Source organism: Nonomuraea sp. NPDC049028 (assembly GCF_043197735.1).
Lineage (GTDB): Bacteria > Actinomycetota > Actinomycetes > Streptosporangiales > Streptosporangiaceae > Nonomuraea.
Genome location: NZ_JBICTR010000008.1, coordinates 397,592 through 422,864, shown reverse-complemented (window position 1 = coordinate 422,864; position 25,273 = coordinate 397,592). Strand labels below are relative to the sequence as shown.

General features: G+C 68.8%; 28 protein-coding genes. 18 read left to right on the top strand and 10 right to left on the bottom strand.

Annotated elements, in window-relative coordinates:
- Positions 1-100: 100 nt before the first annotated feature.
- Positions 101-1,039, top strand: coding sequence for a hypothetical protein (locus tag ACGFJ2_RS32475; RefSeq protein WP_393474733.1), 939 nt, complete (start codon positions 101-103; stop codon positions 1,037-1,039).
- 164 nt (positions 1,040-1,203) lie between these two features.
- Here the strand turns inward: ACGFJ2_RS32475 and ACGFJ2_RS32470 are convergent, their stop codons facing one another.
- Positions 1,204-3,645, bottom strand: a complete 2,442-nt coding sequence (locus ACGFJ2_RS32470) for a hypothetical protein (RefSeq protein WP_393474730.1) — start codon at positions 3,643-3,645, stop codon at positions 1,204-1,206.
- A gap of 5 nt (positions 3,646-3,650) precedes the next feature.
- Positions 3,651-4,952, bottom strand: a complete 1,302-nt coding sequence (locus tag ACGFJ2_RS32465; RefSeq protein ID WP_393474727.1) for a DUF4407 domain-containing protein — start codon at positions 4,950-4,952, stop codon at positions 3,651-3,653.
- A gap of 81 nt (positions 4,953-5,033) precedes the next feature.
- On the opposite strand from ACGFJ2_RS32465, the gene ACGFJ2_RS32460 reads away from it, so the two are divergent.
- Complete coding sequence (locus tag ACGFJ2_RS32460) at positions 5,034-6,362, top strand: hypothetical protein (RefSeq protein WP_393474724.1); 1,329 nt, start codon at positions 5,034-5,036, stop codon at positions 6,360-6,362.
- Between the two features lie 63 nt (positions 6,363-6,425).
- Here the strand turns inward: ACGFJ2_RS32460 and ACGFJ2_RS32455 are convergent, their stop codons facing one another.
- Positions 6,426-6,971 (bottom strand): flavoprotein, encoded by a 546-nt coding sequence (locus ACGFJ2_RS32455; protein WP_393474721.1) that lies wholly within the window; start codon positions 6,969-6,971, stop codon positions 6,426-6,428.
- 129 nt (positions 6,972-7,100) lie between these two features.
- Here ACGFJ2_RS32455 and ACGFJ2_RS32450 point away from each other — a divergent pair, with 129 nt between their 5' ends.
- The gene (locus ACGFJ2_RS32450) at positions 7,101-7,703 is read left to right on the top strand and encodes a cadmium resistance transporter (RefSeq protein ID WP_357958190.1); all 603 of its coding nucleotides are present in this window, start codon (positions 7,101-7,103) and stop codon (positions 7,701-7,703) included.
- A 53-nt stretch (positions 7,704-7,756) separates the two neighbouring features.
- Here ACGFJ2_RS32450 and ACGFJ2_RS32445 read toward each other — a convergent pair whose 3' ends face one another.
- A complete protein-coding gene (locus ACGFJ2_RS32445) occupies positions 7,757-8,284 on the bottom strand; it encodes a MarR family transcriptional regulator (RefSeq protein WP_357958188.1) in 528 nt (175 codons plus the stop codon).
- Positions 8,285-8,322: 38 nt separating this feature from the next.
- On the opposite strand from ACGFJ2_RS32445, the gene ACGFJ2_RS32440 reads away from it, so the two are divergent.
- Entirely contained in the window at positions 8,323-9,219 is an 897-nt protein-coding gene (locus ACGFJ2_RS32440) for an EamA family transporter (protein ID WP_357958186.1), read from the top strand.
- Here the strand turns inward: ACGFJ2_RS32440 and ACGFJ2_RS32435 are convergent.
- Positions 9,201-10,580: an FAD-dependent monooxygenase gene (locus ACGFJ2_RS32435; protein WP_393474717.1), complete on the bottom strand. Its 1,380-nt coding sequence runs from the start codon at positions 10,578-10,580 to the stop codon at positions 9,201-9,203. The two genes, ACGFJ2_RS32440 and ACGFJ2_RS32435, sit on opposite strands and share 19 nt — an antisense overlap.
- A gap of 89 nt (positions 10,581-10,669) precedes the next feature.
- Between ACGFJ2_RS32435 and ACGFJ2_RS32430 the strand changes: the two genes are divergently transcribed.
- On the top strand, positions 10,670-11,062 hold the full coding sequence (locus ACGFJ2_RS32430) for a glutaredoxin domain-containing protein (RefSeq protein WP_393474714.1): 393 nt from the start codon (positions 10,670-10,672) through the stop codon (positions 11,060-11,062).
- A 5-nt stretch (positions 11,063-11,067) separates the two neighbouring features.
- On the opposite strand, the gene ACGFJ2_RS32425 is transcribed toward ACGFJ2_RS32430, so the two are convergent.
- Positions 11,068-11,697, bottom strand: coding sequence for a hypothetical protein (locus ACGFJ2_RS32425; RefSeq protein WP_393474711.1), 630 nt, complete (start codon positions 11,695-11,697; stop codon positions 11,068-11,070).
- A 78-nt stretch (positions 11,698-11,775) separates the two neighbouring features.
- On the opposite strand from ACGFJ2_RS32425, the gene ACGFJ2_RS32420 reads away from it, so the two are divergent.
- Entirely contained in the window at positions 11,776-12,468 is a 693-nt protein-coding gene (locus ACGFJ2_RS32420) for a TetR/AcrR family transcriptional regulator (RefSeq protein WP_393474708.1), read from the top strand.
- Between the two features lie 16 nt (positions 12,469-12,484).
- Here the strand turns inward: ACGFJ2_RS32420 and ACGFJ2_RS32415 are convergent, their stop codons facing one another.
- Positions 12,485-13,471, bottom strand: a complete 987-nt coding sequence (locus tag ACGFJ2_RS32415) for a hypothetical protein (RefSeq protein ID WP_393474705.1) — start codon at positions 13,469-13,471, stop codon at positions 12,485-12,487.
- A 38-nt stretch (positions 13,472-13,509) separates the two neighbouring features.
- Here ACGFJ2_RS32415 and ACGFJ2_RS32410 point away from each other — a divergent pair, with 38 nt between their 5' ends.
- Positions 13,510-14,184 (top strand): 2'-5' RNA ligase family protein, encoded by a 675-nt coding sequence (locus ACGFJ2_RS32410; protein ID WP_393474702.1) that lies wholly within the window; start codon positions 13,510-13,512, stop codon positions 14,182-14,184.
- 66 nt (positions 14,185-14,250) lie between these two features.
- On the opposite strand, the gene ACGFJ2_RS32405 is transcribed toward ACGFJ2_RS32410, so the two are convergent.
- From ACGFJ2_RS32405 to ACGFJ2_RS32395, 3 genes are all read right to left on the bottom strand, one after another.
- Complete coding sequence (locus ACGFJ2_RS32405) at positions 14,251-14,640, bottom strand: hypothetical protein (protein ID WP_357958173.1); 390 nt, start codon at positions 14,638-14,640, stop codon at positions 14,251-14,253.
- A gap of 83 nt (positions 14,641-14,723) precedes the next feature.
- Complete coding sequence (locus ACGFJ2_RS32400; protein ID WP_393474700.1) at positions 14,724-18,074, bottom strand: tetratricopeptide repeat protein; 3,351 nt, start codon at positions 18,072-18,074, stop codon at positions 14,724-14,726.
- 237 nt (positions 18,075-18,311) lie between these two features.
- Positions 18,312-18,998, bottom strand: a complete 687-nt coding sequence (locus ACGFJ2_RS32395) for a response regulator transcription factor (protein WP_393474697.1) — start codon at positions 18,996-18,998, stop codon at positions 18,312-18,314.
- A 175-nt stretch (positions 18,999-19,173) separates the two neighbouring features.
- Here ACGFJ2_RS32395 and ACGFJ2_RS32390 point away from each other — a divergent pair, with 175 nt between their 5' ends.
- The 11 genes from ACGFJ2_RS32390 (at position 19,174) to ACGFJ2_RS32340 (ending at position 25,258) form a co-directional block, all read left to right on the top strand.
- Entirely contained in the window at positions 19,174-19,425 is a 252-nt protein-coding gene (locus ACGFJ2_RS32390) for a MoaD/ThiS family protein (RefSeq protein ID WP_357958303.1), read from the top strand.
- A gap of 71 nt (positions 19,426-19,496) precedes the next feature.
- Positions 19,497-20,162 carry a DUF2993 domain-containing protein gene (locus tag ACGFJ2_RS32385; protein WP_357958168.1) on the top strand — a complete coding sequence of 222 codons (666 nt, stop codon included), beginning with the start codon at positions 19,497-19,499 and terminating at the stop codon, positions 20,160-20,162.
- A 37-nt stretch (positions 20,163-20,199) separates the two neighbouring features.
- On the top strand, positions 20,200-20,712 hold the full coding sequence (locus tag ACGFJ2_RS32380) for a sigma-70 family RNA polymerase sigma factor (protein WP_357958301.1): 513 nt from the start codon (positions 20,200-20,202) through the stop codon (positions 20,710-20,712).
- Positions 20,712-21,515 carry a zf-HC2 domain-containing protein gene (locus ACGFJ2_RS32375; protein ID WP_357958299.1) on the top strand — a complete coding sequence of 268 codons (804 nt, stop codon included), beginning with the start codon at positions 20,712-20,714 and terminating at the stop codon, positions 21,513-21,515. Before ACGFJ2_RS32380 ends, ACGFJ2_RS32375 begins: the two co-directional genes overlap by 1 nt.
- Positions 21,516-21,543: 28 nt before the next feature.
- Positions 21,544-21,987, top strand: a complete 444-nt coding sequence (locus ACGFJ2_RS32370; protein WP_357958167.1) for a thioredoxin family protein — start codon at positions 21,544-21,546, stop codon at positions 21,985-21,987.
- Between the two features lie 32 nt (positions 21,988-22,019).
- Positions 22,020-22,103: a putative leader peptide gene (locus tag ACGFJ2_RS32365; RefSeq protein WP_350668905.1), complete on the top strand. Its 84-nt coding sequence runs from the start codon at positions 22,020-22,022 to the stop codon at positions 22,101-22,103.
- A 61-nt stretch (positions 22,104-22,164) separates the two neighbouring features.
- A complete protein-coding gene (locus tag ACGFJ2_RS32360) occupies positions 22,165-22,596 on the top strand; it encodes a DUF4395 domain-containing protein (protein WP_358185737.1) in 432 nt (143 codons plus the stop codon).
- Positions 22,593-23,432, top strand: a complete 840-nt coding sequence (locus ACGFJ2_RS32355) for a sulfurtransferase (protein WP_357958163.1) — start codon at positions 22,593-22,595, stop codon at positions 23,430-23,432. The genes ACGFJ2_RS32360 and ACGFJ2_RS32355 overlap by 4 nt, the downstream gene beginning before the upstream one ends.
- Positions 23,432-23,761: a DUF1416 domain-containing protein gene (locus tag ACGFJ2_RS32350; protein WP_357958161.1), complete on the top strand. Its 330-nt coding sequence runs from the start codon at positions 23,432-23,434 to the stop codon at positions 23,759-23,761. Before ACGFJ2_RS32355 ends, ACGFJ2_RS32350 begins: the two co-directional genes overlap by 1 nt.
- 199 nt (positions 23,762-23,960) lie before the next feature.
- On the top strand, positions 23,961-24,521 hold the full coding sequence (locus ACGFJ2_RS32345) for an RNA polymerase sigma factor (protein WP_357958159.1): 561 nt from the start codon (positions 23,961-23,963) through the stop codon (positions 24,519-24,521).
- A complete protein-coding gene (locus ACGFJ2_RS32340) occupies positions 24,518-25,258 on the top strand; it encodes a methylated-DNA--[protein]-cysteine S-methyltransferase (RefSeq protein WP_393474691.1) in 741 nt (246 codons plus the stop codon). Before ACGFJ2_RS32345 ends, ACGFJ2_RS32340 begins: the two co-directional genes overlap by 4 nt.
- The last annotated feature ends 15 nt before the right edge of the window (positions 25,259-25,273 follow it).

Here is a 25,273-nt window from a genome sequence, read left to right as displayed (position 1 = left end):
GAACTCTCCTCTACCGCGTGACGGCGAGCCGTACCCCGATGAGGAGCAATACCGCCGACGATCCCGGCGAGATGTGCCAGAAGATCAACGGCTGGTCGGCGTGGATGTCGCCGCGATCCTGGACGCGCACTTCGCCAGAGCCGATGCACCGCCCAGCGAACTCGTTGATGCCTTCCACGATGTTGACGTCCCGATCCATCGCAACGAGCACATCGCCGCCGCAGCGCTGCGGGCGGACGCACAGCGTGTTCAGCGGACCGGACGATGGCTCGTACGCCACAGCGGCGATCGGCGCTCCGCCGTCGTGGGGCTGGCGTTGCTCGCCGTCGATTGGGCGGAAGAGGACATCCCGCTGATCCAGACGATTGGGCTGCTGTCGAACTGGTTCGGTCCATTGGCCGCGGATGCCCTGCGACGACGCCATCGTGGTGGCCAGGAGGCACTGATGTGGCTCGCCCAAAGGGCCGCCGGATGGGGACGGGTCTACGTCATTGAGGCGCTCTGCCGGGGGAGCGCGTCGTCCAAGGCGCGCCCATGGCTGCTGCGTCACTCCTGCGACGGCGACTTCCTCAACGGCTACTTCGCCGGCCAGGTCGCCACCTCCGCTCACCTCCACGAAGCGATCACCGGGCCCGATGTCGACGACGATCTGATCGATCACACCGGCCGGCTGCTGAAGACCATGGCCGACTGCGGCGGCATGGGCCTGACCCTGGAGCACTATCCGCCGGCCCGCATCGTCCTGGACGCGTACGTTGGTCATCTCAGCCGCCAGACAGCGACCGTGAACAGGTATGTCGACGTCGCCATGATTGCCGACCACCTGGCCCAGAAACCGGCGGAAAGACTCGGGTGCACCCCCGAACAGCGAGACCGCCTCGTACGCCGGTACCTGGCAGTGCTCAATCGGGAGGAGTGGTGCGAGACGGTTCGCGCGGGCCATGACCCGGACAGCGACTTCTTCGCCTGGTTCGCGGGCAACGTGGCAACGCGGCTGGGTCTACGAGCGTTCATCGATCGCGACGCTGAGAAATCATGAGTAAGGCCCCTCTGATTCTCTCCGGACGATCACGTAATCCTGAGGGCGCTTGTAGCGGCTCTCCCTGAGTTGCGTATTCGGAGAGGTCGAGGAGAGGGCTGGTGCTTCATGTTGCTTCACTTTCGCGACGGCGCAGAGTGGATGAGTAGCGTAATCGCCAGGTGTTACGGAAGATTGAGAGCGAGTCGGATCCGCCGGACCGCCGCCCGGCAGCTCTCGGCCGACACACCGAGCTCGCGCCGTGCCACCGCGAACTCCGCATACGGGCCGGCGGTGTCCCGCACAGGGCCGTGGGTGCCGTCAGCGTCGAAACAATCATCCGTGAATGCGTCGCAGATCGTCATGCCGAGAAAGGCAAATGCCGACAACTCGGTTACTGCCGTCCGGATCGGTGCTTCCTCCGGATCGGTTACGGATGGTAGCTCCGATGGGAGATCGGCAAGCTCTTTCAACGCGGGCCGGAGCTCGCCGAGCTTGGCGTCCGGTTCGAAGTGGCGACCAAGCAGGCGGAGCCGGTCGAGTACCGCTCCCCACTCGGGGCCGATCGACAGCCTGGCTATCTGGCTGCGGGTGCCGCTGATCGCCTCGTGGATCTCCTCGCGAACGAGCCGGTCGGCAAGCTGAGAGAGGCGTAGCTCGTACTCGAATTCGATGTTGACCTCCACGAGCCTGCGGGCCACACGGATGAGCTCACGAGGCAGGCCGCCGGACAGGGCCAGGTCGAGCCACACGAACGAGTCGGTGAAACCTGGGACACGCCTCTGCAGCAGTTGCCGAGACAGCTCGAACGACATCGGCTCCAGTAAGACGATCTCGTCGAAGGCATTCTCGACATGGGATGGGCCGGTGATGACCCGACGGGCGAACGCGGCCCCGAGTTCGTCGGCGACGGCCACGAGGAAATAGCAGTGCAGCGACCCGAAGACCGCCTTGATCTCACTGAGGAAGCGGGTGGCCTCCTCTGCGGAGCCGATCCGGTCGACTTCGTCGATACAGATCAGCACCCGGCGTCCGCGAGCCTGCTCTGCCTTGGTGACTCCCTCCAGAAACCGGCACAGATGGCCAACAAGTTCCGGCATCGTCCAGGGCAGGGGCTTCAGCGCCACGGTGCGGTTGAATCCGGTCTCCAGGACCGGCAGTTTGCCGCTGGCCTGCATAGTCGCCGTCTGCTCCGCCTGCAGCCGCTGGTAGTGCCGCCTGGCCTCGGCGACGAGTGCCGGCTCGGACTGCCAGGACAGCCGCCGCCAGTTCCGCTTCGGTACGGTGGCGAAGAGAAGGAAAAGCAGCAAGATCTGGACGGTCAGTCGGTGATCGGCCCACCATGGCGCGAACCAGACCTGGAACTCGCCTAAGCCGTCATTGAGGGCCCCGGTCACCGAATCCGCCATGTGGGCGAGTTCGGCGGTGAACGACCAGGCCAGGAGGCCGGCGAGCATGCAGGACAGCGCCACGCGCAAAATGAGCCCGGAGGCGCCTCTCAAGTAGCGGAACAGGCTCTTGCGCTTCTTCAGCATGGTTTTGCCCTCGACCGTGAACCCTTGGTCACTGATGTACGCGGCGCACACGCGCTGGAACAGCTCGAGGAGGAACTCCTTAGGCACGTACTGTGTAGGCGCGGACACCAGGACCGAGAACTGCGACTCGCCCGCGCACAGTCCTCGCAGCAGGGTGGTCTTTCCTGAGCCGCGCAGCCCCGAAACGGCTATGCTCGCGCCCTCCGACCGCCGCAGCGCCGCCTGGGCGCGGCGGGTCGCCCGTGTGGGCACCAGCAGCCCCGCGTGATAGATGGCACGCAGTCGCGCGGTGTCCTGGACGAGAAGTCGCTTGCCAAGCCCGGGTTGCAAGAGCCGGTTGATTGTCTGGATCAGCTCGGGCATGACCGCGTTCTCAAAGGCGTCTTCGAGCCAGCGACGACGTGCCCGTTCTGCGCGATTTTCCAGAGTGGGGGCGGCAGGGAGCAGCAAGTACATCTTGAGGGTGCGGCGCAGCGGCCGGCCGATGTGATCGAGGCTCAGTATCCATGCAAGGACGATGAAGCCTCCAATGAGGAGGATCGAGGCGAACGAGAACGGCAGCCCGAACATCGGCGGTGCCGCCAGCATGGCCAGGCCCGTTACGAAGGACAGAAGCGCGATCAGGAGTTTCGGCAGACTGTGGGTGGTGCGGGCGGCGCGCCAGGTCAAGCTGGCCACCGGCACCAACGCCACGGCCAGCACCTGGCACGCCAGCAACACGAGCCCGGCCCACGAGGTGACCAGCAGCAAGAGACCGGCGATCAGGAGGATGGATGCCTTCGTCGACAGGAACCGTCGGAGGGCGGTCGGTCCGAATTCGGCTGCGAGGTCCTCGAAATCCATTCTCGCCTGGGTGCTCGCGTGGGCGAGCAAGGCGAATTCGGTGTAGCTGTCCAGGGCCGTCGCGTCGCGAAACGCCCGATCCCTGCTGCTTTGCGCGAGCACTTCAGACCAGTCCACGAGCTGCCGTACGGTCGAGTCGCGCGGCGATTCTCGATCGACATAGAAGCGGATACGGGGATCGTCCCGGCAGATGCCGGCCAGCTCGTCCCACGGAAACAGCGCGCGACCCGCGGTTGTGACGTCGCCCATGGGCGCTAACCTCCGGGCAGGTGGCGCGCCACCCGGTCAGTCGTGTGGTCAGGGATACGCGCATCTCGCATGCCGCGTAGTGCCCGATCCTCGAGGTCCTCCTGGCCAAGAAGGGAGGGGATAGGCTTGGGGCTGGGTTGCGGCGGGTGCTCCGGCCCGTCCGGTTCGCGCCCCCAGACCTCCTCAAGGGTCATCCTGCTGACGGGCCCGCCCACGCTCGTCTGGGGCTCAAGGGCGATCCGCAGTTCCTGCCGCTCAGCGAACGCGAGGACCTTCTCGTAATTGCCTGGCCGATGCATCAGCTTGACCACCACCGGCAGGCACTCGATCAGCATCAGCATCAGGAAGATCAGCAGCCGAGCGAGGTTCAGGGTGGTGTTCGTTCCCGACACCTCATCCAGTGCCTCAAGTCGGAGGAGCAGACCATCCGAGCTCTGGTTCTCCGCGTAAAATTGGGAGCGCAGTGAGTTCTGCTGCTGTATGTGGCGGTCGAGCTGCGCCTGATATCCCGGCAGGTCGGCTTTTGCTTGCGCGAGCCGGACTTGCTTCGCGCTTTCGCTGGTCGCCGTCAGGTGCCGCTTGCGGTTCTCGATTTGCGCGTTGAGCTTTTCGATCAGTTGCCTGGCGGCTCGGTAGTTTTGTTCCGTCGCGCGCGCCAGCGCGCCGTTCCCTTTTATTCCTTGCGGGCACTTTGCTCCGTATAGCTGGCATTGCCAGAGGTCGTAGTACTTGTTCGCCTGCCCCTGCTGGTAATCCCGATCGGCGATCAATGTCTTCATTCCCGGGTCCTGAGCTGGATCGAGCGGGACGTCACCCCCTGACGCGATCACCATGCGAAGTCCGTTGACGACGTTGGTCAGGCGGGCGATCTCCGTGCCGACCTCCCCGGTGGCGAGGTTCTGCTGGAACGAGTCCGCGCGTTGCTGCTTGATCGCGACGATCTGCGCGTCGATCTCCGGCTTGAAGATCTGCAAGATTAACGGAGTGGAGATGATGATCCCGAACAGCAGCGACAGGAGGAGCCTCGGCAGGGCGAGCGCAAACCGTCCTGGACCGCTCGTGCTGATAGACGCGACCAGCCACCGGTCCAAGAACATGATGGCCAGCCCCCACCCGAAGCCGAGGAGCATGGCCAGGACGAAGTTGACGCCGAGGGCCGCAGTCAGTGCGAAGGTCATCGAAAGAAAGGCCAGAGTGCTCGTGGTGAGCACCGCGGCGCCGATGCCCTCGAACTTGCTCTTTTCGGAGGGGCAATTGTCGAGAATGTCGGGCCGTGCGCCGGAAAGGAAGATCAATAGCCTTCGCATCGCCGCCCTTCCCGATCTCTGCGAACTGCTCGCTCGGTCATTTTAGTCCAGCGTTCCGTCTGGATATGAGACCATGCGGCAATGCGTCAGGCGTTATCGACCGCTATCGCAGGGCTCGCCGCCGGCAAGTCGTTCACCGTGCTCGAACTCGCCGCAACCAGGGTCACAGCTTTTCAGGTTGAAATCGATGCCGCAGGTGTTCCGCGGGCATCATCGCATCCAGGCACCGGCCTTTCGACTCCGGAGCTCGCCGGCGACCTGTTCATCGTGAATTCCGCCCCTGACGCGCCGGACGCAGCGGTAGCCCTGAAGCGACTCCGCGCGGCTCATCCGGAGGCGCCGGTTTGGACCAAGGCCGGGGCAGACGTGGGCGAGCTGGTGGAGGCAGCCATCGCCGACGCCCCCATCCAGCGAAGTCACGCACTGCTCGTCGCCCGGGCCAACCCGCGTACCGGCCACATCAAGCTCGCTTTGAAAACGCTCTTTCCCGAAGGCGCGCGGCGCGGCGAGGTCACCGAGTTGGCCGTTCGCACCGAGGCTACCGACGCGCACGGCGTCGTCTTCGCGGTGGTCGCATGGGACGGTTCCACGCCCGCGCTCCTGTCGGCCGAATCCGCCCTCTTGCGGCCAGGCGAGCACCACGTTACGGCAAGGCTTCGCCAGCCTGGCGAGGTCGAGTTTCTCACACCGGCCGGCCTCAGCCGGGATCCGCGCAGCGTGGCCGACCTGCTGGCCGCGATCCCGAGTTCGTTCGAGCGGGTAGAGCGGGCCCACCTCATCTGCGCGATCGAGGTCGCCGGCGCAGCCGCCCGGGTAGCGACACGACTGGACTGCGCCGAAAAAGTGATCAAGGCGGCACATCGCCAGTTCCCGCAGCCCGATCGTCTCCGCATCGGCCTCTTGGCCTATGGGGGGCACCGAATCGGCCGGCGTGGGCGGGGCCGGCGAGGCGACCGCGTGATCGTCACCGACTGGCTCGCGGCCCCCGAGGACGCCCTGAAGTCGTTGGGCTGGCTCGGCACCACCGAACTCGGATATCCCCGTGCCGCCCAGGTCGAGGACATGTTGGCCGCGGTGGTACGCCGTCTCGAGGCTGCTTCCCGTCCTCCGCAGACGACTCTGCTGGTCATCGGCGACAGGCCACCGCATCCGCCGGCCCCCGACGGAGAAGCCGTGCCGTGCCCGCATCGCCACGACTGGCAGCGCCTGCTCGGCACCTTGGAGCTGCAGCCGGACGTCACCCTGGCGGCGATCCGCGACCAGCCAGGCTCGCCCGGCGGGGCGGCCTGGGCCCGCTTGGGCGCCGCAGCGCTCAAGCCGCTGGATACGGTCGACGCCGACGCGTTTGGCGCCCAGATCGGTCTCGTCGTGCCGGCAAAGCGGCGGATGCCCATCCCGCTGATCGACTGAAAGGCCGCCCCCGTGTGGCAGCCAATGAAAGGGCCACAACCTGGCGATTGCCTGACCGACTCCCTAGCGGGGATAGCGCCGCCCGAGCTCCTTGAGCGCCAATGCCCAGGGATAAGTGTCCAGATTCTCTCCTCCGGTCTCAGCGGGAGGTGGCTCGAATTGGCCGGGGCCGAGGAGGACGGGGACGCCTTCGGCGCGCAGGCTTTCGACGCTTCGGAGAAAGGGGTCGCGGGAGGCTAAAGCGCTGCTGACGAAGGGCAGGACGACGACGGGAATGCCCAGGCCGGGCGCCTCGGCGAGGAGGCCGAGAGCGTAGGTGTCGGCGATGCCCTGGGCGAACTTGTTGATGGTGTTGTAGGTCGCGGGGGCAACGATGATCGCGTCGGCTCTGGGAGGTTTCGGTTCGTGCGGCTTGCGGTACCGGCTGCGGACGGGGCGGCCGGTCTGCCGCTCCAGTTCGGGGACGTCGATGAAGTCCAGGGCGGACGGGGTGGCGACTATCTGGACCGTCCAGCCCTCGTCCTGGGCGTGGGTGACCAGTCGGCCGACGTCGGCGGCGGCTCCTGCGGCGCACACGATGATGTAGAGGACCTTGCTGGATTGGATCACGTGAGGACTCCTGGCGGCGCGGCATACTCGCGGGCTTCACGGTAAACGCTGAGGGGACTACCAGCGGTATCGGCACGCCCGATACGTTCCTCAGGTACTCCCGCCTCCTGGAGAGGAACCACGCCCCTCGTGAACGTCGGCATCATCGGGCAAGCCGCCGGCCTGTTCGCCGTCACCAACATCGACGACATCGTGATCCTGGCGCTGTTCTTCGCCCAGGGGGCCGGGCACCGCGGCGCCACCTCGCGGATCATCCTGGGGCAGTACCTCGGGTTCGCCGCCATCCTCGTCGTCGCCATCGCCGCCGCTTTCGGCGCTACCTTCCTGCCCGAGCCCGTCATCCCGTACCTCGGCCTGCTACCGCTGGCCTTGGGTCTCAAGGCCGGCTGGCAGGCGTGGCGCGACCACGTCAACGGCGAGGACGCCGGCAACGAGCAGGCCGCGACAGGTGGACCCAAGGCGTTGGAGGTCGCCGCGGTCACCTTCGCCAACGGCGGCGACAACATCGGCGTCTACGTCCCTGTCTTCGCCACCGCCGGCATCGGCGGCATGAGCGTCTACGCCGTGGTCTTCCTCGTTCTGGTCGCCGTCTGGTGCCTGGCGGGCAGGTTCTTCGCCACCCGACCCGTCATCGCCAAGGCTCTCAGCCGGTGGGGGCACATTCTCCTGCCCATCGTCCTGATCGGGATCGGGCTGCTCATCCTCGTCCAAGGCGGTGCCTTCGGCCTCTGACCGGGTTTCTCGTCCTCGACGGATCGCCGCTCAGCTACCAGAGTGCTGTCGCCTCAGGTCTGATCATCGAGCTTCGCGGGCCGCGGCGCCTCGAAGCAGGCGAGCCAGGTGGTGAGCAGCGACTCCAGTTGGGCGGCCTGCTCGGACGTCAGGCCGTCGAGCAGGCGGCGCTCGTTCGCCACGTGCTCGGTGAACGCCTGGTCGAACAGTTGCCGGCCGGCTCGGGTGAGCGCGACGACCCGGCCGCGCCCGTCGCTCGCGCTGCGCTGGCGGGTGACCAGGCCGGCGCGTTCGAGCCGGTCGATGCGCTTGGTCATGGCGCCCGTGGTGACCATGGTGTGCGCGGCCAGCTCGCCGGGCGCGCGTTCGTAGGGCGCTCCGGCGCGCCGGAGGGCGGCGAGTACGTCGAAGTCTCCCTCGCCCAGCCCGTATTGCCGGTAGACCACGCACAGCCGCTCGGTCAGGTGGCCGGCGAGGCGGTGCAGCCGTCCGATCACGCCCAGCGGGCTCACGTCCAGGTCGGGTCGCTCGCGGGCCCACGCTTGCTGGATGCGGGCGACGTGGTCGAAGTTGTTCGTCACGATTCCAATATAGCTTCCATGGAAGCTATATTGCTTCCATGGAAGGTACTTTTCGGTGGGCGGCTGTGACCGCGCTCGCGCCGATCGCCTGGGGCTCTACGTATCTGGTCACCCATCGATTCCTGCCGCCCGATCATCCGCTGTACGGGGCCGTGATCCGGGCCCTGCCGGCCGGGTTACTCCTCCTGCTCCTCGCTCGGAAGCTCCCTCGGGGAGCGTGGTGGTGGCGTTCGCTGGTGCTCGGCACGCTCAATATGGGGGCGTTCTTCGCGCTGGTCTACCTGGCCGCCCAGAAGCTGCCGACGAGCATGGCATCGACGATCATGGCGACCTCCCCGGTGATGATGATGCTGTTCGCCTGGGCGGCGCTCGCCGAGCGCCCGAGGGTGGCGCACGTGACCGGGGCCGGGATCGGGATCGCGGGCGTCTGCCTGCTGCTGCTCGACGGTACGGCGTCGGTCGACGCCTCCGGCGTGCTGGCCTCCGTCCTGGCCATGGTCATGTCGTCGGCCGGCTATGTGCTGGCCAAACGGTGGAGCGCGCAGGTCGACGTCTTCTCGCTGACCTCCTGGCAGCTCATCGCAGGCGGGATCGCGCTCCTACCCGTCGCCGTCGCCGTGGAGGGCGCGCCGCCGTCGCTGGACGGCCCGGCGCTGCTCGGCTTCGGCTATGTCACGGTCGTCGCGACCGCGCTGGCGTTCGCCGCCTGGTTCGCGGGGCTGCGGCACCTGAGCGCCGCGACGGTGGGCCTGATCGGGCTGCTCAACCCGGTGACCGGCGTACTGCTCGGCACCGTGCTCGCCGGCGAGACGCTCACCGCTCAACAGGTCTGCGGGCTGGTCCTGGTGCTCTCCGGCATCCTGCTGGGCCAGCCGGCCGCCAAGCGCCTCGTCGCGCTGATCACGACAAGGCTGAGTCACACCATGGCCAGATAAGCGGCGAGCTCCTCCGCCGACGAGGTCGAGATCCCGACATATCCATCCGGCCGGACCAGCGTGTGGCGCTCGGCACCGTAGGGCTCAGCCAGCTCGTACGCCCGCACCTCCGGCCCATCGACCACGCGCGGCGCGGGATCAGGCGACAGCAGCGTGAAGTGCGTGCCCCGCAACAGGTCGAACATCCGGACCTGAGACCCGTCGGCCAGCCGCACCTGACCATCCGGCACGCGGTCCCCGCCCCGCCGGGCCAGCGAGCCGCCCCGATAGCTCACCATCAGCTGGTGGGTCTCCTCGTCGCGTTTGTGGGTCTTCTTGTCGAGCAGGTCGGTGCTGAGGCCGAGCACGCGGGCGGCGACGGGCCGCCGCTCCTCCTCGTACGTGTCGAGCAGCGATTCCGGCGCGCCGGCCAGCACCCGGGCGAGCTTCCAGCCCAGGTTGTAGGCGTCCTGTACGCCGGTGTTGAGCCCCTGCCCGCCGGCGGGCGAGTGCACATGGGCGGCGTCCCCGGCGAGGAAGACCCGGCCGGTCCGGTAGCTGTCGGCCAGGCGGATGTTCACCCGGTACAGGGACGACCACAGCAGCTCGGTGATCCGGACCCCGCCCAGCATCGACCGTTCGGCGAAGAGCCGCTGGAAGCCGGCGAGCGTCTGGTCCGGCACGACGCCCGGCTTCAGCGGGGCGAGCATCTGGAAGGTGTCGGTGCCGGCCATCGGGAAGAGCACCACCATTCCCTTGCCCGGCCGGTACCAGACATGGATGTGGTCCCGGCCGAGCCCCTCGACCCGTACGTCGCCGAGGGCCATCCGCTCCTCCTCGCGGGTCTCCCCGGCGAAACCGACGCCGAGCGCCTTGCGTACGAAGCTCTTGCCACCGTCCGCCGCGACCAGGTAGTCCGCCCGCAGGGTCGCCCCCGTGCTCAGCCTGGCCGTCACTCCGCGCGCGTCCTGCTCGAAACCGGTCAACCCGGTGCCCTGCTCCACCTTTCCGCCCAGCTCGGTCAGCCGCTCGCGCAGCACCGCCTCCGTGCGCCACTGCGGGTGCATCATCACCATGGGGTACGGCACCGCGTCGGTGGGGGTGACGAGCTTGTGCATGCGGCCCTGGTACACCGGCACCCTGCCGATCCTCACCCGAAGCGGCGGATAGAGCGTCGTAGTGGCCAGGACCCGGTCGATCACGCCTAGATCATCGAAGACCTCCTGCGTGCGGGGCTGCAGCCCCTTGCCCTTGGAGCCGCCCAAGGGCTCCGGCGCCTGCTCCACGATGCGGCAGTCGACGCCGCGCCTGGCCAGATCCACGGCGAGAGTGAGCCCGGTCGGGCCGCCGCCGACGATGAGAACGTTCGTCTTCTCGGTCATGGTGCGACCATGCCGGTCCGTACTGCCAGATCTCTGTCAGCGTCTCGCCCGCCACTGTCATCGTCGGACTCGCTTGAGATACTTCCGATATGTCCTCCGTGATCTCCAGTGCGCTCTCCGTGATCGCGATCTCCTTCCTCGTCCTCTATGCGGCGTGGATGATCTTCGCGAACCTGCCTCGCCGAGATCGGGCGACCTCGCACGCGCTGGCGGATCGTACGGGCGTGGTCGTCTACTGGCGGCCAGGCTGCAAGTACTGCATGAGGCTGCGCACGCGTCTGCGCTTCACACGGTTGCGGCACGCCGAGGTGAACATCTGGCGAGACCCCGAGGCGGCGGCGTTCGTCCGTTCGGTGGCGAACGGGAACGAGACCGTGCCGACCGTGACGGTGGCCGGAAAGACGATGGTGAACCCGTCGAAGGATCAGCTGCTGGAGGCGGTCAAGACGGAGGCCCCGCACCTGCTGCCCGACGCCCGCTAGGGCCTTTACCTGCGAAAATAGGCTCTCGCCGAGGGAGTCGCGAGCAGGATGACGACCAGCAGTGAGCCCAGGGTCGTCAGGGCGAGCTTGCCGATGTTCACGTAAAGGAGCCCGCTGGGCATGACGTGCGCGGCCGCGTCGACCATGGCGCGCACGTCGATCCGCTCAAGCACCGGGTCGCCGGATTTCTTGAAAGAGGATTCGAGCACCTGAGCGGTGAACACCTGGCTGGGAACGATCACGCTGCCGGCGACGAAGAGGACCGGCTGCAGAATCCAGGACAGCATCCGGCCGACCCGGTTCCCTCTCAGGTTGAGCAGGGCCAGAGTCACCAGGACCACGGCGATCCCGAGGGCGAGTGGTATATCCGCGAGGTTCGATCCGAAGCTGATGCCATGGCCGGCCAGGACGGCGGGGGGAAGGCCCTGCCGCGCGACCTCGGCCTCGGCCGCCGCCTGAGCGCCCGCGCCATAGAAGAGAACGACGGCGGATCCGACCAGGAGCGGCAAGGCGGTCAGCGATTGCAGCGTCGCCGCGAAGACGACGCTGCGCGGACGGCGCCTCTCCTGGGCGGGAGCCCGGCCATGCGGGCCTGGATCGGTCATCGTTTCACTCCCCACTTGAACGGTGTGCAAGAAGGAGCGTAGGGCAGCGCTTGAACACTGTGCAAGTTGTATTTGAACACTGTGCAAGACGCCCCCTATCCTGGGAACATGCCGCGTGACACGCTGACCCGTGAGCAGATCGTCCGGGCCGCCGTCGAGATCCTCGATGCCGAGGGCGTGGAAGGTCTGAGCATGCGGCGCCTGGGCACCCGGCTCGGCTCCGCCGCGACGGCGGTCTACTGGCACGTCAAGAGCAAGGAGAATCTCGTCGTGCTCGCCGGCGACGAGGTGTGGGGCGAGGTCGAGCTCCCCGACCCCGGTGAGGTCGGCTGGCGGACGGCGGCCACGACCATGGCCCACGACACCCGCGCGATGATCAGCAGGCACCCGTGGCTGGTGACGGCCATGAGCACCCATCTCATGTACGGTCCCGGCAAGGCGCGCCGCGACGACCATTGCCTCGCCGTCTTCGAAACAGCCGGGTTCGTCGGTGTGGAGGCGGACAACGCGAGCCAGACGGTCCTCACCTACGTGCTCGGCACGGCCCTCAGCGAGGTGGCCGAGGCAGCCTGGAGGGCGCGGCTACGCCGTAACGGCGGTGACGAGGAGGAGCAGATGCGAGAGGCCATGACCCAGGCGGGCGAGATCGCGATGCGATTCCCGCGCCTGCGCGCCCGCATCGAAGCGTGGGAGGACGCCGACTCCGCCGAGCCCCTCGACCAGAGCTTCGAACTCGGCCTCAAGACCATCCTCGACGGCCTCGAAGCCCAACTCACCGCCCGTCCCACGCCCGCCGGCTGAGACGCGCCCGCCGAGGTCAGATGCCCGCGCGTCGCAGGCGCGGCTCCGCCTCGTACGCCAGTCGGTCGAGGACTCGCACTCCGTCGGCCGTCAGCGATGCCTTCTTGGCGTTGAACGCGCGCACCCACAGCCCCGCCGCCCAAGCGATCGCGTGTTCCTCCGCCTTCCAACCGGGGGCCGCTCGCGCGTACGCCTCCAGGAAGCGCTCTGTCTCGTCGATCGTCGCGGCCTCGAACGGCTCGCCCGTCTCCGTGAACACGGCCGCCGCCGCTCCCGCTATGGCGGGCTCGGGCAGGCACACCACGCTGTCCCAGTCGTGTACGGCGTGCAGTTGGTGGCCCTGCCAGCGCAGGTTCTGCGACTCCCAGTCTCCGTGGCCGATCACCGGCGCATGCCGTACGGCCAGCAGGCGGTCGCGGACGCGGCGACCGAGGTCGTCCAGCCAGGCGGGACCGGGACGGGTGTTGAGATCGACGTCCATGTCGTCCGGCCACGGCCAGACGCTCGCCGACTCATGCGCCCAGCCGACCCACGGCGGCGCCGGGGCGACGGAGGGGACGGCGTCAGGCGCGGGCGCCAGGCGTACGAACCGCGCCAGCGCCTCCGCGAACAGCCGGGGCCGATCGGCATCCCGGTCCAACTGCGCCCCGCCGGGGAGATAGGTCTCGGCGGTGACCGTCCAACGGCCGGATGTGGCGGAAGTCTCGGTGGCGACCTTCCACGGGCCGGACGCCGGCTGGGCGCGGGTCTGGTCGGTGGCCGGCGAAGGGGGGAATGGCACGGCGTCCGTGAGTGGGGTGGGGCACGGGAAGTTCGTACGGGACAGCTGCCGCTGCACCTCCACACACCCCTGGACACGATCCGCGGCCGGACGGCGCTTGAGCACCACGGCCCTGCCGTCCGCCAGCTCGACACCCAGCACCACGGCCAGATGCCCAGTGCGAAAAAGCTCACGGACCGGGATCGAGCCGAGCCACGTCTCGCACCATGCCCGTACGTCCACAGATCACTAGATACCAGGGATCCTGGCATACTGCCCAGATGCCCGACTTCGCCGCCTTCTTTGCCGCTGGACGCGACGCTCTCCTGTCGGGGCGCGCCGTCCACGACCGGCCGATGGTGGAGGGTGGCGCTCGCTGGGGAGCCGCCGCGGTCCTGCGGCCCGCCGGTACGGTGCTCGACCGGCTGGTGGAGCTGGCCCGTGAGGCGGGTACGGTCGCCGGACCCGGGCACTGGGCGCACGGCGCGGACTGCCTGCACGTCACGCTGCGGTCCCTGGAGCATTACCGGTCGGTCATCCCCGTGGACGATCCGCTACGGCTTGCCTGGGCCGACGCTCTGCGAGAGGCGGCCGCGGGGTTGCCGCCGGTCCGGGTGATGCTGCGGGGCGTAAGTCCGCACGCGGGCGGGGTGCTCGCCTGCGGTTATCCGGTCGACGACGCGCTGGTCACCCTCCAGAAGCGGTTCGCGCACGGGCTGGCCGCTCGTGGGGTGCGCGACTTCGAGCGTGGCCGGGTGCGTGATCGCTGGTACGTCAGCCTCGTCCACTTCGCCGAGCCCGTGTCCGTGACGACGGCCGAGGCGATCGTCGGCTGGTGCGACGAGCGGGCCGACCTGCCGATCGGCCTCGCGGAGCTCACCGCGGCCGAGATCGTCCAGGCCGTCCACACGGGGACCGGGGTGCGGCTCGACACGCTGGAGTCGGCCGCACTCTGAGGTGGGCGCCAGCGCGCGACCTCAAACCGCACCGACACCCACCGCGCAACCCCCGAGCCCCGGCGGTTACCTCACCAACAGTGCCGTGACGAACTGCAGCAGGTGCCACGCCACATAAGCGCTGAGCGAGCAGAACGCCCACTCCTTGGCCCGCGCGATATGCGACACCCACCGCAGCGCCTCGGCCGGCTCCCGCCGCGGCCGAGCCGTGATGGCGAGGAAGCCCGCCGCCACCAGCCAGGCCGCCCCCGACGCGGTCACCAGCCCCAGCGAGATGGCCAGCAGGGGGCCCGACCCGGGCATCGGGTCGGTGGGGGAGAGTTGGCGGATCCAGGCGGTGAGCACTCCGGCGAGCACGGAGAGCGTGATCCGCCGGTCTTTACGTCCTTGTCGCTTGAGCCAGTGCAGGTCCCGACTGAGCCAGCGCAGGTCTCGACGCGGCTGGTTTCTGAGCATCCGGTTCACCTCCGTTGGAGTAGCTGGTAGCACCAGCTAACGGCAGGGAGCCGGTCAAGATCTGCGACCTCAGGTCGCGAAATTTACGACATTTGGCGGAGTTCTGCGGTGGCCTTCTTGAGTTCGAAGACGTCGCCCACCTCTTCCAGGATGCGTACCGCCTCCCTCAGGTGGGCCACGGCTTCCGCGCGGTCCCCGACCCGGTGGGCGATCAGGCCGATGGCCCGCAGCGCGCAGCCAAGGTCGCGCCGGGTGCCGGAGACGATATGCACATCCCTGGCCTGCGACGCGAACGTCAGCGCCTCCACCGGCCGGTCCAGGTCCAGCAGGATCATGGCCAGCGTGGTGAGCGCCGCCGCCCAGCGATCTCTGGTGCCGCTCTCGTTCTGCAGCTCGACCGTCTCCCTGGCGTACCCGAGTGCGGCGGCCGGCTGGCCCGCGACGTGCATGGCCTGCGCGATCGACAGCAGCGAGCTGGCCTTGTTGTCGCGTAGCTCCTCCCTGATCGCCAGCGACGCCTTGGCGGCGCGCAGCGCGTCCTGGTGCCGGTCGAGCGACAGGTACGTGTAGGCCAGCGTCTCCTGGACGTCCGCCTCGGCCCGGCGATTGCCCATGCCCTGGACCAGGTCCAGCGCCTCCAGCGCGTGCACGAACGCCACCTGCGGCAACCCCTGACGGCGCCGTACCCGCGCCAGCCGGTTGAGCATCCGCGCCTCGACCGGCAGGTCGTGGATCTCCCGGCTGATCGCGAGCGCCTGGTTGAGGTAGTCGTCGGCGCGCAGGTAGTCGGCCAGCCGCCAGTGCACCAGCCCGATGTCGCCGAGCGTCTCCGCCCGCCCCTGCTCGTGGTGGAGCTCCCGCTGTACGGCCAGCGCCTGCTCGTAGTGTTCGAGGGCCTCGTCGTAACGGGAGCCGTTGCGCGCGATGCGCCCCAGCGTGCACAGGGCCCGGCCGCAGCCGTGCTGGTCGCCGGTGGCCGTGTACCCGGCCAGGGCCCGCTCGGCGTCACGCTGCGCGTCGTGCGGCAGCCGGAGCGAGTCGTAGATCTCGGCCAGGCAGAGCAGCGTCTCGGCCTCACTGTGCTCGTCGCCCAGGTCGTGGCAGATCGCCAGCGCCTCCAGCCCCTCCGACAGGGCCGCGTTCGGCTCTCCCAGGTGGTGCTGTACGCGGGCCAGGATGATCAGGCTCTGCGCGGTGCCGTGCAGGTCGCCCAGCTGCTCGCGTACCTCCAGCGCCTGTCCGGCGTGGTGCAGCGCGAGCTCGTGCCGTTCCTGGGACAGGTGCAGCCGCGACAGCGAGTGCAGGCAGTCGGCGACCCCGGCCAGGTCGCCGATCTCCTGGTAGAGGTCCAGGGCCTCGCCCGCGCACTTGAGCGCGTCGCCGCTGTTGCCGGCGATGCCGTGTACCTCGGCCAGGTCGTTCAGGGCGCGGGCGCGGCCCTCGCGGTCGCCGAGTGAGGTGAAGTCGGACAGCGCCTCGCCGATGTGGCGGGCGGCCTGCGTGGAGGGGCCGATGTCGCGGTAGATCGAGCCGAGATGGCTGCGCATCAGCGCGATCGCCCGCCGGTCGCCGATCCGCGCCGCCGAGTCGAGCCCGATCTGCTGGATCTCCAGGTCGTTCTGGTAGTACCGCAGCCGCCTGAACGGCTCGAACACCGCCTCGGCCAGCCGCCAGGCGGCGTGGTGCGCGCCGGTCTCCTCCGCCAGCCGTACGACCGAGACCAGCGAACGGCGCTCGGCCTCGAACCACGCGCGCGGCGTGGCCGGATCGGTCGCCATGCCCAGGTAGTGGTCGAGCAGCCGGACCCTGGCCTCGCGCACGCCCGCCTCCGCGTGCCGGCCCAGCTCCCTGGCCAGCCGCTTGACCAGGTCGTGCACGCGATAGCGCGTCTCGGCCATCGGCTCCACCAGGTACGCCCGGTGCAGCCCCTCGACCGCGATCACCGCCTCGCTGACGGAGCCGCCCAGCGCGGCGGCCAGCACCTCGGGCGTGAAGTCCCGGCCGGGCAGCAGCCCGACGTGCCGGAACGCGCGCCGCTGCGGCGGAGACAGCGACTCGTAGGCCAGATCGAGCGCGGACCGGAAGGCGTCCTCCGGATCGCCGGACAGCGGTTGCCGCTGGTCGGGCCCGCGCAGCTCGCGTACGCGCGACTCGACGCTCAACCCGGGATCCTCGGCGAGCTTGGCCGCCGAGATGCGCAGCGCGAACGGATGGTACGAGCAGACCCTGGCCAGCTCGGCCAGCGCGTCGCGGTCGGCGGCCCGTGGCGACTCCTCGCCGAGCACCGCGACCAGCAGCGCGACGGCGTTGCCCGGATCGAGGACGGACAGGTCCATCAGGTCGGCGTGCCCGGTCGCGCGCAGCGGCGCCATCCTGGTCCTGCTGGTCACCAGCACCACGCAGTCCTTGCTGCCGGGCAGCAGCGCCCGCACCTGGGCCGGGTCGGCGGCGTTGTCCAGGATGAGCAGCAGCTTCCGCCCGGCCAGCCGGCTCCGGTACAGCAGCATCAACTCGGCCTCGTCGGCGGCGGGCATGTGCTCGCCGACGCCGAGCGAGCGCAGGATCTGCCCCAGCGCTTCGGCCGGGGTCATGGGTGGCTGGCTGGGGGACTGCCCGCGCAGGTCGATCACGATCTGCCCGTCGGGGAACCGGGCCGCCTGCTGGTGCGCCCAGCGCGTCACGAGCGCCGTCTTCCCCACGCCGGGAAGCCCCTGTACGACCATCGTGTTCGGGCGGCGCGGCCGGTCCAGCCACGAGGTGAGCAGATCGAGGCTCTGCTGCCGCCCGGTGAAGTCGGACACGTCGGCGGGCAGCTGAGCGGGCCGGGGCACCTCTCCGGCGGGCAACGGCTCGGCCGGCGCGCCCGGCCGGGTGAGGAACGGTGTGACCCGCCCCTCCCAGGGAGCGGACAAGTGCTCCCAGGCCCCGGCGACGCCCCGCAACGCGGCCGCGTCGGCGATCCGCAGCCGCCGATAGCCGGGCCGGACCAGCCACCCCTGCCGTACCCACCGGGTGAGCTGCCGCTGCACCACATCGGGCGCGCTGCCCACCAGATCGGCCAGCGTCTCCATGGACAGGGGCGGCGCCGACTCGCCGGCGAGCCCGTAGCGCTCGTCCAGGTGCAGCAGCCACACGGCCAGCCGCGCGGCGACGGGCGCCCGGGCCAGCGCCTCATGCCGGCGAGCGGCGACGTCTCTGGCGAACAGTTCCTGCACCAGCGCCATGGCCACCGCCGTATTGGCCGCGGCGTGCTCGCGCAAGGTCCGTACGTCGATGGACCAGGCGCGTACCTCGGTCAGCGCGTCGATCCGCACCCGTTCGCCAGGACTCCAGAACGCCAATTCCCCGACGAGATCGCCGCCGGCCCGCAGATCGTGAATGCCGTCGCGCTCGCCGCCCGCTAAATACTCCCGCGCATAGCCATAATCGATCACAAATACGCGGTTGCTCGGCCGAAATGCCGAACAAATACTCTCGTTACGCCGAAAGATTCGGGGCCGCGCGCCTTCTTCGACCAGCGACCGGAAGATCCCCACCCCGACACCACCCCTCTCGGGACGGCGGTGTCCACGACCGAAACAGCCCACACGACATGACAGCGACACGACGGCCGAGGGCCGTCCTGTCACATCAGTGGAACCTTGAGGGCGTCACATGTCAACTGTGGGGGATCATACGTGGGCCGGGTCGGTGCGGTCGGGGACGAAGCGGTAGCCCACGTTGCGTACCGTGCCGATCAGCGACTCGTACTCCGTGCCCAGCTTCGCGCGCAGCCGCCGGACGTGCACGTCGACGGTCCGGGTGCCCCCGAAGTAGTCATAGCCCCACACCTCCTGCAGCAGCTGGGCGCGGGTGAACACACGGCCCGGATGCTGCGCGAGGTATTTCAGCAGCTCGAACTCCTTGAACGTCAGATCGAGCACCCGCCCCCGCAGCCGCGCCGTATATGTCGCCTCATCAATGGACAGATCGCCACTACGGATCTCGTCCGGAACATCCTCGGCCTGAGTCGTACGGCCGACGGCCATCCGCAGCCGCGCCTCCACCTCGGCCGGCCCCGCGCTCTCCAGCAGCACGTCGTCGACGCCCCACTCGGCGGTCATGGCCGCCAGCCCGCCCTCGGTGACGATCACCAGCAGCGGGCAGTCGATGCCCGTCGTGCGGATCAGCCGGCACAGGCTTTTGGCCTGCACCAACTCCTTTCGGGCATCGACCAGAACGGCGTCGGCGGGCGGCGTGTCGATCAGCGCGGACGCCTCGGCGGGCGAGACGCGGACCGAGTGGAGCAGCAACCCCAGGGCCGGTAGCACCTCGGCCGACGGCTCAAGGGCGTTGGTCAGCAGGAGCAGGTTGCTCATATCGGCCTCCTCAAACACACAAGGACCCGGGGGCTTCGTCGCCCAGGTCCTGTAGGCGAGGATATCTCACGCGACGTTCGCGTCCATTGCGCGTCCACCAGATGAACAGCGCAAACCGTGGAACGCCGATGTTAACGCGGTCGCACAATGGAGTCTGGAAGAATGTGAGGTGGCCATGGCCACGGGAAAGGTACGTTATTGGGCCGCTGCGAAAGAGGCGGCCGGAGTCGCCGAGGAGCCGTTCGACGCGGCCACACTTGGTGAACTCATGACCAAAATCACACAAAATCGTGCCGAATTGGCCCGCGTGGTCAGCCGTTCGTCGTTCCTGGTCGACGGCTCGCCGGTGGGCAAACGGGCACACGAGGAGGTGATCCTCGGCGACGGAGCGACGGTCGAGGTGCTGCCGCCCTTCGCCGGGGGGTGATCGAGCGCTCGGCCAGGGCATGAGGCATTCCAGTCGATAAGCTCATGATCCCCCGTGAGACAGGATGTCCGATGCGCAAACTGATCGTTTTCCTGATCGTGCTGGTCGTTCTCCTCGCTGTCGTCGACCGGGTGGCGGTCACCGGAGTGCAGCGCGACCTCGCCAACAGGATCTCCGCCGCGGCCGACCTCAGCAGCCAGCCGACGGTGACCATCGAGGGCATCCCATTTCTCACACAGGCGGTCTCCGGCCGCTATCCAGAGGTACGGTTCAATCTCGGCACTCTCACCTACGGGGGAGTTCCGGTGAAGGACCTGCAGGGCGTCGCCTACGACGTGACCGCCCCGCTGGCCGACGTGCTCCAGAACAGAGCCAACGTCCGGGCCGGGCGCCTGACCGTCCACGGCACTCTGACCAGGGCGACGATCGACAAGTACGCACCGCAGGGCGTCAAGATCTCCGGGAACGGCCAGCGGCTCGTCGCGTCGGGTGAGGTGACGGTAGGGGTGAACAAGGTGAAGTTCAACGCGGAGATGCGCGTCCAGGTGGCCGACGGCGGCATCAAGCTCCAGGCGGAGAAGATCCAAGGGGTGCCCGACGCGCTCGCGAAGTTCGTGACCTACACGATCCCGTTCAAGGGGAAGCTCCCGTTCGATGTGAAGGTGACCGGAGTGAGGAGCGTGGCCGACGGGTTGGAGTTCGCGGCCGAAGCGTCTGACGTGCCACTCCGTGGATGACATCGAACCGGTCGGTCCCGCCGTACGTGATGAGGGTGTGACTGCAGCCGACACCGCCGACGAGGAACTGGTCAGGACCCTCTTCGACGAGCACGCTGGGCCACTCTACGGATACGTGCTGCGCCTCACGGGCGATTCGGGACGAGCGGAGGACGTCGTGCAGGAAACGCTGCTGCGGGCTTGGCGGCATCCTGACGCCCTCACCGGCCGCCCGATACGTGCCTGGCTGTTCACCGTCGCCCGTAATCTCGTCGTGGACCAGCACCGCGCCCGCAAGGCGCGCCCGCCGGAGACCGGCGACGAGGCGCTCGCCGTGCTGCCCGCGGACGACGAGCTGGAGCGGGCGGTCGAGTCATGGGCCGTGGCCGAGGCGCTGGCCGCGCTGCGGCCCGAGCACCGTGAGGTGCTGATGGAGGTCTACTACCGGGGGAGATCGGTGAAGGAGGCGTCGGCCACGCTGGGCATCCCGCCGGGCACGGTCAAGTCACGCACCTACTACGCGCTGCGCGCGCTCCGGCTCGCGCTCGAGGAGCGAGGGCTGGCGCCGTGATGACGTGTGAGGAGGTACGGCTGGCACTGGGCGCGCACGCGCTCGGCGCGCTGGAGCCCGACGAGGCATTGGAGATCGACACCCACCTGGCGACCTGCGAGGCGTGCGGTGCCGAGCTGCTCGACCTGGAGGGCGTCGCGTCGTTCCTCGGCAAGGTGTCGGAGCGCGACGTCGAGCTGGTCTCCAGCCCGCCGCGCCAGGTGCTCGACCGGCTGCTGAACGCCCGTGCCCGGCGCCACCGGAGAGGACGCGCGCTGCTGACCGTGGCCGCCTCCGTCGCGGTGATGGCGGTCGGCGTCACGGTGTGGATGGGCGCCCAGCAGCCGAACGCCATCCAGTCCGCCGCCAAGCCCGCCGCCACCTCCGCAGGGGTCGAGTCCCATGCGGAAGCGCCGTACGCCGCGACGGACAGCGCGCCGAATGACGCGCGGCTCAAGAAGTCCGAGGCGCGGCCGACTCCGCGGCCATCAGCGAGCCAGACGGCGCCCGGCCGCGAGTTCCCCGGCGAGAACGCCGCCAAGGGCTATCACGCGAGCGTGACGGCCTTCCCCGGCGGCGACGTGACGAAACTGTCGGTGCGGGTCAGTGGTCTGCCGCTCGGTACGACGTGCCGGCTGGTGGTGTTCGCCAAGAACGGCGCGTACGACTCCACCGCGAGCTGGAAGGTCAGCCGGGAGACCTACGAGAACAAGGCCGTCTTCCCGCGCCAGACCCGGATCCCGATGAACGACATCGCCAGGTTCGAGGTCGTCGACTCGGGCGGCAAGGTGCTCGTCAAGATCCCGGCCCCGAAGGGGAAGTAAAGCGTCCCCTCCGGGGTTGCACCACGAGATGACAGGACTGTGGGTGGCGCTGGCGACGCTGGCGCTCGGCTCGGTGATCGGGGTGGTACGACTGCGCCGCGACGGCAGGGTGCGCGACACGGCTCGGGCGGACGACCGCCTGGCCACGGCCGACCTGGGCGCTGACCTGGGGGAGCGGGCGACGCTCGTACAGTTCTCGACCGCCTTCTGCCAGCCGTGCCGGGCGACCCGGCGGGTGCTGGCCGACGTCAGCGGACTCGTGCCCGGGGTGGCGCATGTCGAGATCGACGCCGAGTCGCGTCTTGATCTCGTCCGGCGGCTCGACATCATGCGCACGCCGACGGTCCTGATCCTCGACAGCGCCGGAAATATCGTGAAAAAGGCGTCTGGCCAGCCGCGCAAGGCGGACGTCCTCGCCGCCTTGGCCGGGGCAGTGTCCCACGTTTCGTCTCAGAACGCGGACGAGATGTGACAGATGCCGAGACGGCGAGTAGTGTCCTTGCCATGAACCCATCGACAGAGCTGCTGACGAAGCGGCGCGCGGTTGATTTCTGCCGCGTAGCCACCGCGCTCTGTCGCGCTGCCTGAGGACGGTCTCGCGCGGACTTCCGATCCGCCCCAACCCGACCCCCTTCAGGAGCATCCTTCGATGCGTGCCGACCCTAGAGCGTTGCGTTTCAGCGCGGCCATCACGACTGCGATCCTCGCCATCGTCCTGGTGACGGGGAGCGCCTGGCTGCCGGCTGCCCAAGTGCTGCTGGCCGCCCAGGCGCTGGTGTTCGCACTCGGCGTGGCAGGGCGCTCGCCTTACGTGGTGCTCTTCAAGGCGCTCGTCAAGAGCGCCCCGAGGGAGACGGAGGACGCCCGCCCACCCCGCTTCGCGCAGGGTGTCGGGCTCGGCTTCGCGGTCGTGGGTCTGGTCGGATATCTCGCCGGGATCACGCCGCTCGCCCTCGTGGCCACGGCCGCGGCACTCCTCGCCGCCTTCCTCAACGCAGCCTTCGGATTCTGCCTCGGCTGCGAAACGTACCTGCTGATTCGCCGACTACTGCCCGCCGCCAAATTGGAGGTTCCCCAATGAGCCGCTCCGCCGTCCTGGTGGATGCCGAATGGGTCGAGGCCAACCTCGACACCCCCGGCGTCGTTCTCGTCGAGGTTGACGAAGACGCCAGCGCCTATGACAAGGGCCACATCCGTGGCGCCGTGAAGGTCGATTGGCAGAAGGACCTTCAGGACCCGGTCCGCCGTGACTTCGTGGACAAGACCGGCTTCGAGACACTGCTGTCCGAGCGCGGGATCTCCAACGACGACACCATCGTGCTCTATGGCGGAAACAACAACTGGTTCGCCGCCTACGCCTACTGGTACTTCAAGCTCTACGGCCACGACAACGTCAAGCTGCTCGACGGCGGGCGTAAGAAGTGGGAGCTCGACTCGCGCGAGCTGGTCAAGGACGTGCCGCAGCGCGCCAAGACCTCCTACGTGGCCCAGGAGCAGGACACGTCCATCCGCGCCTTCCGCGACGACGTGGTCGCCGCGATCGGCAAGCTCAACCTGGTCGACGTCCGCTCTCCCGACGAGTTCACCGGCAAGCTGCTCGCCCCGGCCCACCTGCCGCAGGAGCAGGCGCAGCGCGCGGGCCACGTGCCCACCGCTCGCAGCATCCCGTGGTCCAAGGCGGCCAACGACGACGGCACGTTCAAGACCGACGAAGACCTGCGCACGCTCTACGGCGAGGCGGGGGTCAACTTCGACAAGGACACGATCGCCTACTGCCGCATCGGCGAGCGTTCCGCGCACACCTGGTTCGTCCTGCACGAGCTGCTCGACCAGGCGAACGTGAAGAACTACGACGGTTCGTGGACCGAATACGGCTCGCTCGTGGGCGTGCCGATCGAGTTGGGGGAGGCCCGCTGATGACCACCACTCAGACTGCCCAGAACGTACAGACCGCACCGGGTTGCGGAGCTCCGGAGCAGACCATCGCGCTGCCCGCGGGGATCGACCTGTCCACCCAGTCCGTGATCCAGGGCGTCGTGACGGGCGCCGGCACCGCCTACGCGCGGCTGCTCGACCACTCCGGCGAGTTCACCGGCGAGGTCGTCGTGTCCGACGAGGGCGTGTTCCGCTTCTTCGCCGCACCTGGCGACTGGACGGTGCGCATCATCGCCGGCGGCGGCGTCACGCGTGACGTCAAGGTCCAGGCGAAGCTGGGCGAAGTGGCTCAGCTGGCCGTCGCCGTCTGACCCGGAAATACCAAGAAGAAGGCCTGCGTCCGATCTCGGACGTGGGCCTTCTGCTTTCCGGGTCCGTGAGGGCTGGGGTCTTTGGCGGGACACCCCCTTCGGGGGAGTGAGAGAAACGGCCGGGCGCCGTGACGAGACGGTGAGACCATGGCCGGTCATAGGGTGCAACGGATTACGGCCCGGTGGTGTTGTACCTGGTGTGAGTGACATCGACTGCCTCGACCCGGTGCGAAAGGCGCTGCTCGACGACCTCGACGGAGGGTTCGCCGAGCTGTTCGGCGCCTATCGCGGCGTGGTCTTCTCGACCGCGCTGCGGCTGAGCGGGCGGTGGGCCGATGCCGAGGACCTCACCGCCGAGACGTTCCTACGTGCCTACCGTGCCGTCGCCGGCTACGAGCGAGAACGGATCGCCGCCCTGCAACCGCGGGCCTGGCTCCTGACGATTCTGCTGAACATCTGGCGCAACTGCGCCCGTACCAAGTCCCGGAAGCCGCCCCCCGATCTGCGCGAGGAGCCGGTCGATACCGTTGATCCACGCGAGAGCGTGGAGGACGCGGCGGTGCGGCATGAGACCGGTGACAAGCTCGCAGAAATGCTCGGCATGCTGCCGGAGGATCAGCGAGTGGCCGTTGTCCTCCGGCATGTCGTCGATCTACCGGTCAGTGAGATCGCCACGGTCCTCAGAATTCCGCAGGGCACGGTCAAGTCGCATGTGTCGCGGGGCCTGCGGCGACTGCGCACACTTGGAGGTGTCCAATGACCCAGGACCCGCTGCTTGCCGGACTCGCGGCACTGGCCACGGACGCGCCCGACGGGCTGCTGGAGCGGATCGCCGCGCGCTGGGTGACGGCGCCGAGCCCGCTCGGGGAGCTTTCCGTCGCGTTCACCGGCCAAGGCATCGCCTACGTTCATCGGGGCGAGGGCTTCGCCGCCGCCTTCAGGGCGCGGGCCGGACGTCCGTTGCTGCCCGCCGACCGGCCGCCCGCCGGACTGCTGCCCGCGCTGCGCACCGGCCGCTCCTCGGGGGTCGCGCTCGACCTGCGGGGGCTGAGCGACTTCCAGCGCGACGTCCTGCTGGCCGCCCGGACGATCCCCAGGGGCGAGGTACGTCCCTACGCCTGGATCGCGGCCCAGGTCGGCAGGCCCAAGGCGGTACGCGCGGTGGGCGCGGCGCTGGGCGCGAACCCGGTGCCGCTGCTCGTCCCGTGCCACCGGGTGACCAGGTCCGACGGGGTGGCGGGCGACTACGTGTTCGGGGCGGCGGCCAAGGAGCGGCTGCTGGTGGCCGAGGGCGTGGATCTGGACGCGGTGCGGCGGCTGGCGCGGGCGCGGGTGTTCTACCTGGCCAGCGACACCACCGGTGTGGTGTGCTTCCCGACCTGTCACAACGCCCGGCGCATCACCGCCGCGCACCGGCACGGCTTCCGCAGCATCGCCCAGGCCCAGGAGGCCGGTTACCGGCCCTGCCGCACCTGCCGGCCCGCCTTGGCCGCCTGAGGCGCCCGTCCTGAG

Bases quoted from the DNA above. Each gene is read 5' to 3' on its own strand.
- ACGFJ2_RS32365 (WP_350668905.1), top strand. From the start codon at position 22,020: ATGAACCCATCGACAGAGCTGCTGACGAAGCGGCGCGCGGTTGATTTC.
- ACGFJ2_RS32470 (WP_393474730.1), bottom strand. From the start codon at position 3,645: ATGGGCGACGTCACAACCGCGGGTCGCGCGCTGTTTCCGTGGGACGAG.
- ACGFJ2_RS32370 (WP_357958167.1), top strand. From the start codon at position 21,544: ATGACAGGACTGTGGGTGGCGCTGGCGACGCTGGCGCTCGGCTCGGTG.
- ACGFJ2_RS32385 (WP_357958168.1), top strand. From the start codon at position 19,497: ATGCGCAAACTGATCGTTTTCCTGATCGTGCTGGTCGTTCTCCTCGCT.
- ACGFJ2_RS32355 (WP_357958163.1), top strand. From the start codon at position 22,593: ATGAGCCGCTCCGCCGTCCTGGTGGATGCCGAATGGGTCGAGGCCAAC.
- ACGFJ2_RS32350 (WP_357958161.1), top strand. From the start codon at position 23,432: ATGACCACCACTCAGACTGCCCAGAACGTACAGACCGCACCGGGTTGC.
- ACGFJ2_RS32435 (WP_393474717.1), bottom strand. From the start codon at position 10,580: ATGACCGAGAAGACGAACGTTCTCATCGTCGGCGGCGGCCCGACCGGG.
- ACGFJ2_RS32420 (WP_393474708.1), top strand. From the start codon at position 11,776: ATGCCGCGTGACACGCTGACCCGTGAGCAGATCGTCCGGGCCGCCGTC.
- ACGFJ2_RS32430 (WP_393474714.1), top strand. From the start codon at position 10,670: ATGTCCTCCGTGATCTCCAGTGCGCTCTCCGTGATCGCGATCTCCTTC.
- ACGFJ2_RS32440 (WP_357958186.1), top strand. From the start codon at position 8,323: ATGGAAGGTACTTTTCGGTGGGCGGCTGTGACCGCGCTCGCGCCGATC.
- ACGFJ2_RS32460 (WP_393474724.1), top strand. From the start codon at position 5,034: ATGCGTCAGGCGTTATCGACCGCTATCGCAGGGCTCGCCGCCGGCAAG.
- ACGFJ2_RS32410 (WP_393474702.1), top strand. From the start codon at position 13,510: ATGCCCGACTTCGCCGCCTTCTTTGCCGCTGGACGCGACGCTCTCCTG.
- ACGFJ2_RS32375 (WP_357958299.1), top strand. From the start codon at position 20,712: ATGACGTGTGAGGAGGTACGGCTGGCACTGGGCGCGCACGCGCTCGGC.
- ACGFJ2_RS32465 (WP_393474727.1), bottom strand. From the start codon at position 4,952: ATGCGAAGGCTATTGATCTTCCTTTCCGGCGCACGGCCCGACATTCTC.
- ACGFJ2_RS32360 (WP_358185737.1), top strand. From the start codon at position 22,165: ATGCGTGCCGACCCTAGAGCGTTGCGTTTCAGCGCGGCCATCACGACT.
- ACGFJ2_RS32395 (WP_393474697.1), bottom strand. From the start codon at position 18,998: ATGAGCAACCTGCTCCTGCTGACCAACGCCCTTGAGCCGTCGGCCGAG.
- ACGFJ2_RS32340 (WP_393474691.1), top strand. From the start codon at position 24,518: ATGACCCAGGACCCGCTGCTTGCCGGACTCGCGGCACTGGCCACGGAC.
- ACGFJ2_RS32405 (WP_357958173.1), bottom strand. From the start codon at position 14,640: ATGCTCAGAAACCAGCCGCGTCGAGACCTGCGCTGGCTCAGTCGGGAC.
- ACGFJ2_RS32390 (WP_357958303.1), top strand. From the start codon at position 19,174: ATGGCCACGGGAAAGGTACGTTATTGGGCCGCTGCGAAAGAGGCGGCC.